This window comes from Microcoleus sp. S36b_A4 (genome assembly GCF_036700645.1).
Classification (GTDB): domain Bacteria; phylum Cyanobacteriota; class Cyanobacteriia; order Cyanobacteriales; family Microcoleaceae; genus Microcoleus.
On sequence record NZ_JAUBPI010000138.1, the window covers coordinates 1 to 12,240 of the forward strand.

The 12,240-nt window shown below is 46.7% G+C and carries 8 protein-coding genes, 1 pseudogene and 1 CRISPR repeat array; of the genes and pseudogenes, 4 read left to right on the plus strand and 5 right to left on the minus strand.

All coding sequences use genetic code 11. The annotated features are described in order from the left end of the window. Positions 1-237 (plus strand): annotated as a pseudogene (locus tag QUA03_RS26805) (hypothetical protein); the annotation flags it as partial. A gap of 248 nt (positions 238-485) precedes the next feature. Here the strand turns inward: QUA03_RS26805 and QUA03_RS26810 are convergent. The 4 genes from QUA03_RS26810 to QUA03_RS26825 form a co-directional block, all read right to left on the minus strand. Then, positions 486-1,385: a S1 RNA-binding domain-containing protein gene (locus QUA03_RS26810; protein WP_333081864.1), complete on the minus strand. Its 900-nt coding sequence runs from the start codon at positions 1,383-1,385 to the stop codon at positions 486-488. Positions 1,386-1,484: 99 nt separating this feature from the next. Further along, on the minus strand, positions 1,485-2,231 hold the full coding sequence (locus QUA03_RS26815; RefSeq protein ID WP_333188131.1) for a dienelactone hydrolase family protein: 747 nt from the start codon (positions 2,229-2,231) through the stop codon (positions 1,485-1,487). 903 nt (positions 2,232-3,134) lie between these two features. Next, a CRISPR array of direct repeats spans positions 3,135-5,629; the repeat unit is 37 nt; unit sequence GCCGGAAAAAACCTAAAACCCTATCAGGGATTGAAAC. Between the two features lie 81 nt (positions 5,630-5,710). Continuing rightward, positions 5,711-6,913 (minus strand): glycosyltransferase family 4 protein, encoded by a 1,203-nt coding sequence (locus tag QUA03_RS26820; RefSeq protein ID WP_333216483.1) that lies wholly within the window; start codon positions 6,911-6,913, stop codon positions 5,711-5,713. 361 nt (positions 6,914-7,274) lie between these two features. Continuing rightward, positions 7,275-9,593: an IMS domain-containing protein gene (locus QUA03_RS26825; RefSeq protein ID WP_333216485.1), complete on the minus strand. Its 2,319-nt coding sequence runs from the start codon at positions 9,591-9,593 to the stop codon at positions 7,275-7,277. 458 nt (positions 9,594-10,051) lie between these two features. On the opposite strand from QUA03_RS26825, the gene pdhA reads away from it, so the two are divergent. Together pdhA and QUA03_RS26835 are read left to right on the plus strand one after the other, a co-directional pair. Further along, positions 10,052-11,089 carry a pyruvate dehydrogenase (acetyl-transferring) E1 component subunit alpha gene (pdhA, locus tag QUA03_RS26830; protein WP_006634162.1) on the plus strand — a complete coding sequence of 346 codons (1,038 nt, stop codon included), beginning with the start codon at positions 10,052-10,054 and terminating at the stop codon, positions 11,087-11,089. Positions 11,090-11,440: 351 nt separating this feature from the next. Beyond that, positions 11,441-11,785 carry a clan AA aspartic protease gene (locus QUA03_RS26835; protein WP_333216487.1) on the plus strand — a complete coding sequence of 115 codons (345 nt, stop codon included), beginning with the start codon at positions 11,441-11,443 and terminating at the stop codon, positions 11,783-11,785. A gap of 85 nt (positions 11,786-11,870) precedes the next feature. On the opposite strand, the gene QUA03_RS29080 is transcribed toward QUA03_RS26835, so the two are convergent. Next, complete coding sequence (locus tag QUA03_RS29080) at positions 11,871-11,963, minus strand: MrcB family domain-containing protein (protein WP_445304877.1); 93 nt, start codon at positions 11,961-11,963, stop codon at positions 11,871-11,873. A 120-nt stretch (positions 11,964-12,083) separates the two neighbouring features. Here QUA03_RS29080 and QUA03_RS26840 point away from each other — a divergent pair. Beyond that, positions 12,084-12,240: DUF4277 domain-containing protein (locus QUA03_RS26840; protein WP_333216488.1), on the plus strand; the 157-nt coding region annotated here is incomplete at its 3' end.

Here is a 12,240-nt window from a genome sequence, read left to right on the forward strand (position 1 = left end):
AACCGGAGTCAAAATCCTCCAAAGGTTTACCCTACATACTCCGACGCCTTTTGTCAATGGGGGAACTTCAGTTTAATGGGTTTAGCAGATGGTCATTTACTAGCTTCTCAAACTGATGGTACAGTGCTGATTGTAAAAATAGAAAAAACCGAGCGCGGTCTGGTAAGCAAAGCTTTAGATCAACTAAATGTAGCCGATTTTAAAGTATTGGGAGTAGTAGCTAATGGGGTCAAATAACGAACGCTAAAATGAAGTTAGATAGCTAAAGGAAGAAGTAAGACTATTTTGGAGTTTTGATTGGCGAGAGGTATTAACTTAGTAGATAGGGGTTTGGAGTTAGCCTATAATGGGATTGTTTTGGGAAACTGGTAGAAGAAGTCGATGTAAAATGCAAAATAAGTAAATCAACTTAATTAAACGTAAAACGATCGCACTTTTACCACCCCCACTTCTTTAATAAGTCGGGGTGGTAATTATATCAAGACTTAAGAAAGAGTCTTTCTAGCACGTTCCGATCGCTCTTCTGCGGTATCCATAACATCCGCCATTTTATCCACCATTTCCCCTGGATAATTTTCCAGTACCCGAGTAGAAAGTGAAATTCGACCACGACTTTCATCGAGGTCAACCACGATCGCTTTTAGGGGTTGACCGGGAGCAAACACCTTGCCAAGGTTATCAATATATTTTTGGCTAACTTGCTTGATGTGCAGCAAACCGCTAACTCCTTCCAAGTCCACAAACACGCCAAAAGGCTTGATGCTGCTGACTTTTCCTTCCACCAACTGACCAATTTGCAAGTCCTTGAAGGCATTGGATTGAGTCGCCATCCGCTGGGAAAGTACGAGTTTTTCTCGTTCGCGATCGACCTCCAAAAAATTCACGCTCAAAGATTGACCGATCAGCGATTCTAGGTTATCGCGATCGACTAAGTGCGATCGGGGAATAAAACCGCGCATTCCCTGAACATCTACAGTCACGCCGCCCTTATTTGCCCCAGAAACCCGCACCTGAAGAACTTTACCGGTTTCTTGCAATTCAACTAAATCTTCCCAAGCTTGCTGAATTTGTAACTGCCGCAGAGACAAAGTAACTTGGCCATCTGCATCTTGTTCGCGGATAATCAAAAAGTCCCGTTCCTCGTCCAGCGGAACCACTTCCGACAAATCCGTTACTGTTCTCAAAGCAGCCTCTTCGATCGGCAAAAAAGCCGAAGACTTGCCGCCGATATCAACATACGCGCCGTTTGAGTCGTACTCGAACACTTTGCCGCGCACTACTTGTCCCTTCTGGAACTCGTAATTGTGCTGTTCGAGGGCTTTAGCAAAATCATCCATTGAAAAGGATGCTTTTGCGCTTTGAGAACCTGTAGATTTGGAATTCATGTCAGTTTAGTTGTCAGTTGTCAGTAATTTAGTTGGCAGTCGTCAGTAGAAAAAAATTTCCCACTCTCCCCATCTCCCTATCTCCCCATCTCCCACTCTCTAAGCTGGTTGAAGTTGCTGATGAAATAGCTGCTTCACCTGCACCCACGAGTCGGCTGCTGCCGTAGCGTCGTAACTGCCGCGGTGGTCGCAGAAGAAGCCGTGATCGGCATTGTAGCGGAAAATTTGGTGAGAAATACTGTGTTTTTGCAATTCTGCGGCGATTTGGTCAACTTGTTCTAAAGGAATGCTGGGGTCTTGAGTGCCAAAAAAGGCGTATAGAGTACCTTTAATGTCTGCTGTGCGGGCGATCGTGGGGGTTCCGCCGCCGGGGGTTTGGGTGGCGATACCGGCGCCGTAGAACGACGCTGTAGCCTTGATTTCGGGCAAAGTAGCGGCGAGGTAGGCGACGTGTCCTCCAAAGCAGAAACCGATGCAGCCAAAACCTTGTTGTTTGACAGAGGGTAGAGTTTTGAGGTAATCGATGGTGGCTTGGATATCGCCGAGAAGTTCGGAAGCTGTGGTTTTTTCTTTGTATTCTCTGCCGATTTGGATGGCTTCGGGTGTGTAGCCGGTTTCAAAGCCGGGGGCTTGACGCTGGTAAATGGCTGGGGCGATCGCCACATATCCTTCTTTTGCTATTCTTTCAGTAACTTCGCGGATGTGGGAGTTGACACCAAAGATTTCTTGAATCACGATAACTGCGGGAAATTGCCCTGGGGAGGCTGGCTGGGCTAGGTATGCAGCTATTTGCAAATCCCCGTTAGGAACTGTGATGTTTTTGGTGCTAATCTCGGCTTTTGTCATAGGTTGTTTTAAGGTAAATGCCACTGTACTGATTTTAAGTTAATTTGGGGATTCTGTATGCAATTGGCTAATAATATTTTTCGGAACGGCGAATCACAAATACCGCAAATATAGCAGGTAAAAATTCGCTTATTGTTGAAGGTTTAGGTTTCGATTAATAAGTTGGGGCCAATCACTCCTAGCAATTAATTGGGGATTCAGTTTCTATAGAATATAAGTTTTGGTCTGTGATTTTCTCAAGCATAGATTTTGATAAGTCTACGACTTGGCAGCTTTTATCTGGCTTTTTCGTGAGATTTTAGAGATCAGTGTCTAACTCGTTAGCTGTTGAATATGAGCTAAATTTTTTTGATATATCGGAGTTGTTTTTTAATCGCTTTGCTTTCTGGTTGGCGGAATCGTTTGAGGAGATTGATGGAGGCTAGGACTCAAGTCTAAGTTACGATCGCCACGCCGAAAAAAGTCATCCAACCAGTTGAAGAGATTGATGCAGGCAAGGACTCAAGTCTAAGTTACGATCGCCACGCCGAAAAAAGTCATCTAACCCAAGGAAGACAGTATTTGGTTTTTTCCGCTGTGCGCTTGCTCTCAGGTTAAGATCGAACGTATTGGTGGGGTAGAGTCCGTTGAGCGCACAATATTTTTTGCTTAGTTTGCGTCAATGGGTAGGTGTTAAAATCGGAGTATCAAATTTTTTGGCTCAAACTCATGTGCAGCAAGAGTTTGATGCCCCTAGTGTGAAAAAAAGATAGACGCCAAGTGTGAAAGCTTTACAGGATAAGGTTTTGGAGTGAGTATGGAAACTAGGGTATTGACAAGCCGAAGGCTGGAATGGTACTTTTATTTGATATGGACGCAACTGTACTTTGAAAACCAAATACACCCTGGCTTCTGGAACGGGCCGCCGGAAAAAACCTAAAACCCTATCAGGGATTGAAACTTTTCCTTGCTGCCATCAGGGTTAGTTGTCTCGACCGGAAAAAACCTAAAACCCTATCAGGGATTGAAACATTGTTGTAGGCAACAACTGTTGAAGAAAGCAAAATCCGGAAAAAACCTAAAACCCTATCAGGGATTGAAACAAATATTTACTTAAATCATTTGTTTCGGGGACAGCCGGAAAAAACCTAAAACCCTATCAGGGATTGAAACTATTGGCTAAATTGCTTAAGTTTCCAGCACTATTGCCGGAAAAAACCTAAAACCCTATCAGGGATTGAAACATGACCAAGATTTCACGGTTGGCACGACTGTAGGCCGGAAAAAACCTAAAACCCTATCAGGGATTGAAACTCTCATCCAGCGCTTCCAGTTCGCTTGCGTAGCGCCGGAAAAAACCTAAAACCCTATCAGGGATTGAAACCTAAGTGCTGCTACTGTTGCTGGTGCAAGTGGTGTAGGCCGGAAAAAACCTAAAACCCTATCAGGGATTGAAACGCGCGAATATCTGGATTCGGAATTTAACATTTAAGCCGGAAAAAACCTAAAACCCTATCAGGGATTGAAACGAAGGAGTTTATTTTGGGTGTTACCTTTACGACAGCCGGAAAAAACCTAAAACCCTATCAGGGATTGAAACCAATCCCAGTAAGTCAAGCTGGGGCATCAGTACCGCCGGAAAAAACCTAAAACCCTATCAGGGATTGAAACCTGGTTCTATAGGCTGGAATGGTATCATTCTCAAGCCGGAAAAAACCTAAAACCCTATCAGGGATTGAAACCTCGCTTAACCAGCGACAAACTCCATTTCTTAGAGCCGGAAAAAACCTAAAACCCTATCAGGGATTGAAACTGTATCAGTGAATTGAGAGATTGGGCAACTGGCATCGCGCCGGAAAAAACCTAAAACCCTATCAGGGATTGAAACACTGTGGAACCCAGGACAAGCCTGGAACCCTCACCGCCGGAAAAAACCTAAAACCCTATCAGGGATTGAAACGATCGCAGAGGCTGAGAGATTGCAGAGATTTGGAGGCCGGAAGCCGGAAAAAACCTAAAACCCTATCAGGGATTGAAACTTCCCAATATCTCCTGTACGAAAAATAGCATTAGAGCCGGAAAAAACCTAAAACCCTATCAGGGATTGAAACTTGACGGCTATGATAGCTCGATACTGCGACAGCAAGCCGGAAAAAACCTAAAACCCTATCAGGGATTGAAACGACAAAGATTCAATTAAATCATCAGCAACACCAAAGCCGGAAAAAACCTAAAACCCTATCAGGGATTGAAACATATTTCCCCCCCCCCGACATCAGAATATATTATGGCCGGAAAAAACCTAAAACCCTATCAGGGATTGAAACGATTGCGATCGCAGCAACAGCACCAACCAGTACCCAGCCGGAAAAAACCTAAAACCCTATCAGGGATTGAAACGCTTCTCATCTCGTACAGCTTCAAGAGCCCACTGCCGGAAAAAACCTAAAACCCTATCAGGGATTGAAACGTGCAGGATTTCGATGAGTGGCTCAAGCCCAAGGCCGGAAAAAACCTAAAACCCTATCAGGGATTGAAACACATACTGATATTGTTGACATTGGCACACACCCCCAGCCGGAAAAAACCTAAAACCCTATCAGGGATTGAAACTCTCGCTGTTGAAGATTGCACATAAAATAATTATTAGCCGGAAAAAACCTAAAACCCTATCAGGGATTGAAACCCATTTGATAACAAAGTCAGCGTTGAAAACCAGCGGACTTTGGCCGGAAAAAACCTAAAACCCTATCAGGGATTGAAACATGCCGCCGAAGCTGCAAAGTCTGCACGGTTACGCCGGAAAAAACCTAAAACCCTATCAGGGATTGAAACGTGCGGCAGCAGCTTGGGTAACTGCATTTTGTTGGGCCGGAAAAAACCTAAAACCCTATCAGGGATTGAAACGTATACAGTTTGCTGGTTTATAAAATTTTATTTTGCCGGAAAAAACCTAAAACCCTATCAGGGATTGAAACGGCATAATAAATTTAATAAAATCATTAACATAAACAAGCCGGAAAAAACCTAAAACCCTATCAGGGATTGAAACCAATCCCAACAAATGACCAACAATCGAAAAACTTAAGCCGGAAAAAACCTAAAACCCTATCAGGGATTGAAACGACTTATAGAAATTACGCGATCGCCAACTGTTAAGCGCCGGAAAAAACCTAAAACCCTATCAGGGATTGAAACTCTCCCCGCCGAAGTTCGCTCTCTTGTTTCTTCCGGCCGGAAAAAACCTAAAACCCTATCAGGGATTGAAACCGCGAGGGCTTGCAAGCTGAAGGACACATCATCCGATCATGCCGGAAAAAACCTAAAACCCTATCAGGGATTGAAACTACAGGTAAACAGTATCAGTGGATTAACGATCCAAGCCGGAAAAAACCTAAAACCCTATCAGGGATTGAAACATAACCCGCGACAGTGGGAGCTACGGATGCCTTAGCGCCGGAAAAAACCTATTTCCCCATCTAGGGCTTGAAACGCTCAAACTACAAAATTATTGGCTCAAAAATAGACCTCTCCTCTCTCTTTTTATCTCCTCCCATAACCTCAAGCAATCGATCGACTACGCGCCTCCAAGTAAAATTTTCAGCCACAAAAGCCGGGCCCGCAACCCTCGCTTTCGCAGCGATTCCAGGCTGTTCGATCGCCCCTTGCATCAAATCAGTCAAATGTTCCCACTCAGGAGCTAAGATAAATAACGTTTCGCCGTCACTCACCACAGCCGTAAATTTACTCTCAATCCGCTGTGCAAAGTTCGATCGTGTAAAATCATCGGTAGGGCCGCCCTCCGTGCAAATAACCGGCAAACCGCAAGCTGCAGCTTCCAACACCGGCAGATTAAAACCTTCTGCCAAATAGGGAGAAACATAAACATCTGCTGCTTGGTAAAACTCTGCTATTTGAGCAAAAGATAGCTGGCTACCAGTATAAATTAATCTTGGTAAAACCCTCGCTCTTTCCGCATCGTTGAGCACAACTCGGCAGGCTTCAGCAATCTCGTCTCTCGACGGATAAAGCAGTTCAGAACCTTTTAAAACTAATCTCGCATCGGGATATTTGTCAACTACCGCAGCGAAGGCTTTTAATAAAGGGCGAATACCTTTGCGATCGGTTTGTCCGCCGATGTTTAAAAATATAAAATAGTTTGACCAGCCCAAGCTTTGGCGCAGTGATTGACGCCGATCGCCCGCAGCAGGATAATAAATCTTAGGATCGACTCCCAAAGGTACGACGGCAATGCGATCGGCCTCAACTCCGCTGCGAATTAAGCCAGCTTTTGACCAAGCTGAAGGTGTAATAATTTTCGTTTCTGAATTAACCGGGGTTTGGGCGATCGACTTAACACCCATTGCCTGTAATACTGAACTGGTAATAATCCCCCATTCTGTCGCTGCAAATACCCAAGTTTGAGCGCTGCTGGATGCCGAGAAGTCCCACGGGCAGTACATTCGCACGGTAACATCGGCTGACTGATTTACCGCAGGGCTCTTAATGCTGCGAAGTAATGTTTCATTTGGGCGATCGAACAAACTAATTTTCGTTTCCCAAGCTGCGTCAATGTAGGGCATATCGCGGTGGAAAAGCTCAATTTGTCCTCGCTGGCTATCGAGCATTTCCAGCAGTTGAAATTGATTGGCTACGCAATAGGAATGATAAATAAAACGCCAGCCTTCAACAATAATCTGCAATTCAAAACTCCCACTTTTGGAATTAAAAATTCCCCTAATAATCAGAAACTGGTAATTAGTAATTAGCCAGCAAAAATTACCAATTACCAATTACCAGAAAGAATAGGTTTACAGCCAGAACCCCGATCAGGAGAAATTAAAAGAAGACTGTTCATTACTCCAATCCTCTTCGTTCCAGGTAGATGTCGGTATCCCAGGTCAACTGTCAACTGTCAACTGTCAACAGTCAACTGTCAACTGTCAACAGTCAACAGTCAACAGTCAACTGTCAACAGTCAACTGTCAACTGTCAACAGTCAACTGTCAACTGTCAACTGTCAACTGTCAACTGTCAACTGTCAACTGTCAACTGAACAATTCCTTACTTAATCACTTGCCAATCCATAATTCGCCACTGTCCCTCTTGACGGATCAAGTCGTAGCGCACGCGCAGGTTTTCGTTGCGGGAAGAAACGAGCTGATCGCGATCGAACACTTCGGCTTTTTCCGCGACTTGGGCTTCTACTTGAGCGCGATCGGGATTAGTCGGATTCGTCTTAACTCCATTAACTTGCAGCTTGTGTACGTAACGCTGGTGCGCGTTGTTTCGCTGTTGAGCTTCTGCCATCAATTGCCAGCGAGACAAAGCCGGTTCTGTCAGAACTTGCTTTAATTCTTCGACAGCGTGATTCGGACCCAAAGCCGCTGCTTTCGCCGACAGCCAGCTTTGAACTATTTGTCCGGCTGATTCCTCAGTGATTTCTCCCGACACTGCGCCTGCAGCGCTCGGCTCTGGGGCCGCGGCCAAGGCAGGGATTTCTAGGGGCGGTTCTTCCAGGCGGACAAGGGCTTGCTCTCCTCGGAGGGGGCCCGATAGGGCTTGCATGGCGCTAGCCAACAGACTGAGTATTAACCACAGGAGTAACAGGCTCAGGACACCTGCGACTAGAAACAAAGCCAGCTTGTTTGGAGGCATGGACTTAACTTGGGCGGTAAGTTCTGCTGCCTTGGTGCGCGCCTGATCGACAAAATCGCCCTTTAGCCCATTGCCGCTTGCTCCGCTGCGCCCTGAATGTTGGCGTCTGCGATGTTTGGAAGTCGATTCAGCAGGGTGTGGCACTGTAGCTATCGGGAGAGAGACAGGGGCAACAGCGCTCGGCGCGGCTACCGTTGCCGGGGATTTCGCGCCCGAAGCTGCGGTGGAAGCCTCGCCCGGTACGGGGGTCAATGTGACCATACTGGCTCCCTGCTTGGCTGTGGGTGGCTGTGCAGGTATGGCAGCGGGCGATCGGCCTGCTGTCGGTTGCAGTCGCCCTGGGAGCTTGCCGGAGCGGGGCTGCACCACGACCCATTCGTTGGCGGTTTCTGCGTCCTGTGGCAAAGCTTCTAGGTAAGCTTGTACTTTCGGGTCAGCAAAGTAGTCTTTCAAGGACACTGACTCGTTGGCCAAGTCGCGGAAGTGGGGAAACACTTCTTCTTGTAGCCAATGTTCTGCGTACAAGCACAGTCCGGGCAACAAGTCGGGTGAATCTTGGGAATGTTCGCGAATGAAGGCCAGGGGTTCTTTTTCCGAACTGAGTTCGAGGGCTCTGCTGGCTTCTTCTGTCTGGCCCAGCAGCAGGGAACAGACGGCTTTTTCTAGGTGAACGTCTTGGCGGCGACCGAGCTGCATCAGCATCAGCTTGGCGCGACGGATCATCGATGGCTGTCTGGCGGCAAATCCTTGGGCTAACAGGGTGTAGACCGATAGGTAAGTGGCGACTGCGGAGGGGCGGCCGGCTTCGGCTTCAAATAGCGCCTGCTGCTCGCTGCTGGTTAGGTGTTTACGCATTTGCTGCACGAACCGGAGGAAGTCTTCTATTCCTAAACCCGATCGATCATCTCCCGAACCGTCGATACCGCCTCGTTCTTGAAGCATTTCTCGCAGGATTTCCAGTCCCCGGCGACGCTCGGCGACTTTTTCTTCGGGAAGTGATAATAGCTCTAAAATGTTGTACGGACGGAGTTTGTATATGTCGGCTTGCATTTCACCCCTCACGCTTGCAAATAGGCTTTCGCGCAGCAGCAATTCTTGACCTGCTTCTAATGATTTTGCGGCATTTTCGTACTGACCTTGCTGCCACTGTTCGCGGCCGAGTTCTAGACAGGCAAGGCTGACAGTTAAAACTATATCTGGCCTCACGAGCTGGGGGTCGCCGAAACGACCTTCTGCGATCGCGATGCTGCCATTGTTAAGATACGGGCGACCCAGCTTCTGTACGAGTTCGTATTCTCCCAGTTCTTGCAGTATGAGCAGGGCTCCTACGAATTGGTTGTCATCGATTTCAATACTTGGAGTGTGGGGGTCGGGAGCAGCCTCTAAAGTCTTGGACTCTGGCGGAGCGGTTTCTCCTGTGTCTTGCAGGAAGGTGGCCGTGCCTGCTGAGGTTTTTGACCTCTGGTGCTTGGCTTCCTGTGCGGCTTCCGACTCTCGATCGTAAGTTTTGGCTAAAAAACTGGCATCGTAAGCTTTGCGCCCCTCTGAGTCTGACAGAACGGCGCAGGCTTCATCGAGCAGTTGTTTACGGGCGACGATCGCAACTTCGGAATACTCCCGGCGCGGAAGCTGTAAAGTTCGATCGCGGTGAGCCTGCTGCAACTGTTCGGCAGTAGCTTGAATCGGTAGACCCAAAATCCGGTAGTAATCTAGTGGAATTAACATAAGTTAAAGAACTGTCCACTTCCCCAAAGCGCTAGCAACTGAATTAGCCTATCTTAAGTGACATACTCCCGCAAACCAAATCAAAAATTCTGGTGTTGGAGTCCAACCGCCCCATTCGCGCTATGTTGGACTTGCCGTAGATATACTCTGATTTTTTTCGCTCTAAGGCGTTTTACAGTGAGGAAAATACCTTGCCCCACTGCCCGTCAGCTAAAGGAGTGGTTTGACTCTTGAGCATTTTCGGGTTTGAGAGTAATGGAATTATATCATTCGTTTGCATGGGGTTTAGATGGGAGTTTGTTCTCCGAGTCCCCGCAATCCGCCCCGCCTGCCAAACACATTTTAACAATTGGTGAACTGTTGCACAGAAAACGTTTGATCGTTTTCTGCTGCGGTTGTGTCCCATCTGGGTTTAAATTTAGATGTCTAGGAAGCCGATCGTCGGGTATTAATTATTTATGGTTCAGGAACGGACTTTACCAGTTTTTGACGCGCAAAGCGTAAACATTTCTCGGGATGAGGGCTTGATGCTCTACGAGGATATGGTCTTGGGGCGCTACTTTGAGGACAAGTGTGCTGAGATGTACTACCGGGGCAAAATGTTTGGTTTTGTCCACTTGTACAACGGTCAGGAAGCTGTGTCTACTGGCGTGATTCGATCGATGCGCCGGGATGACACTGATTACGTCAGCAGCACCTACCGCGATCACGTTCACGCTTTGAGCGCGGGCGTCCCGGCGCGGGAGGTAATGGCTGAGTTGTTCGGAAAGGAAACTGGTTGCTCGAAGGGCCGCGGCGGTTCGATGCACATGTTTTCGGCCGAACACCGACTGTTGGGAGGTTATGCTTTTGTGGCTGAGGGGATTCCTGTAGCTACGGGGGCGGCTTTTCAATCGAAGTACCGGCGCGAAGCTTTGGGGGATGAGAGTTCCGATGGCGTGACTGCTTGTTTTTTTGGCGATGGTGCTGCAAATAACGGGCAGTTTTTTGAATGTTTGAATATGGCGGCTTTGTGGAAGTTGCCGATTATTTATGTTGTGGAAAACAACAAATGGGCGATCGGGATGGCCCACGAGCGAGCTACTTCTGACCCGCTGATTTACAAGAAGGCTCATGCTTTTGGCATGGCTGGTTTTGAGGTTGACGGGATGGATGTTTTGGCGGTGCGGGAAGTGGCGAAAGAAGCTGTAGCGCGGGCGCGAGCCGGCGAGGGGCCGACTTTGATTGAGGCTTTGACTTATCGCTTTCGCGGCCATTCTTTGGCCGATCCTGATGAGTTGCGTTCTAAGGAAGAGAAGGAATATTGGTTCCCCCGCGATCCGATTAAGAAGTTGGCTGCTGATTTGATCGATCGAACTTTGGCAACTGCTGAAGAATTGAAAGAGATCGATAATAAAATTCAAGCAGTAATTGATGATGCAGTCGATTTTGCTGAGAAAAGCGCTGAGCCAGATCCTAGCGAATTGTATCGGTTTATCTATGCAGAAGATGAGTAAGCTTTTGTGCATTTAACTTGTATGTTTAGGGCTGCCAGGATGCCCAACCCCTACTCCCCACAAGGGTGATAGATCCCCGTAGGGACAGGGCGAAAGCCTTTGTCCCTACTGCACTTTCTCAACCTGCAATACGCTGTAAGACTTACGTACAAACTCTACTTGTAAATTGTGCACTGCGAATCTTACTACCATAAATTAGGGCTAGAATCAAAGGTAGACTTTATAGACGAAAAGAGAGCCGATATGATAAATTTCGATCGCGATCTAACTCAAGCCAGCAAAAATATGGGTGCAGTTTGAGTCAAAGTCAAGCTAACCAATGCCATTGATGAAGAGTTAGTCAAGAGAGGATTGCTCAATCCAAGTCTTTTGCGCGTGTATGAAGCAGAAGCACTCATAGATAGTGGTGCAGTACGCACAGCTATTCCTGTAGAAGTCTGCGAACACCTGGGTTTAAGAATTAGGAGTCAGGAAATAGCAAAATATGCTGATGGCAGACAAGAAACAGTGGGATTGACTGGGCCTATTATCATTGAACTGGAAGGGCGCGAGACAATTGAGGCGGCAATGGTTTTAGGCGATATGGTGCTAATCGGTCAAACTGTGTTAGAAACTTTAGATTTGCTAGTAGATTGCAAAAATCAGCGTCTAGTTCCCAATCCCGAAAACCCCGAAAGGCCTGTATTGAGAGTTTAATACTAAATAAAGTAGTTGCCTTTGGGATAGAATCAAGCTGAAGATCGAGAGGTTCAGAAAATTCCCTAAGCTAGTCAGAACCAAGCTAATCTGCTATTCCTTGATTGAGAGAAAGATCAACGCCAGAGAAGTCCGCGCGAAAAAAATAAACACAGTAAAACCCACATTCCGCAGATATTCAAGCAGATTTAAATCCAAAGAAATTGAGAATTGCCAAAACCTCAAATGATTGCATAGCAATCATTTGAGGTTTTTTTAAGGTATAATAATTTGTGCCAGTATAGCAACCTTCAAAACTATGAAAAAGCCCTCTGAAGCTATAAATATCGTAAATTTAGACCATTTGGGAATAGTAGCGGGGATCATAGATGAAATGGAATTGGTAGAAGAAGTCAACAAAAAAGTGGGAATAAGAGTTAAAGAAACTGTCAGCCCAGGACAAGTAATGAAAGCAA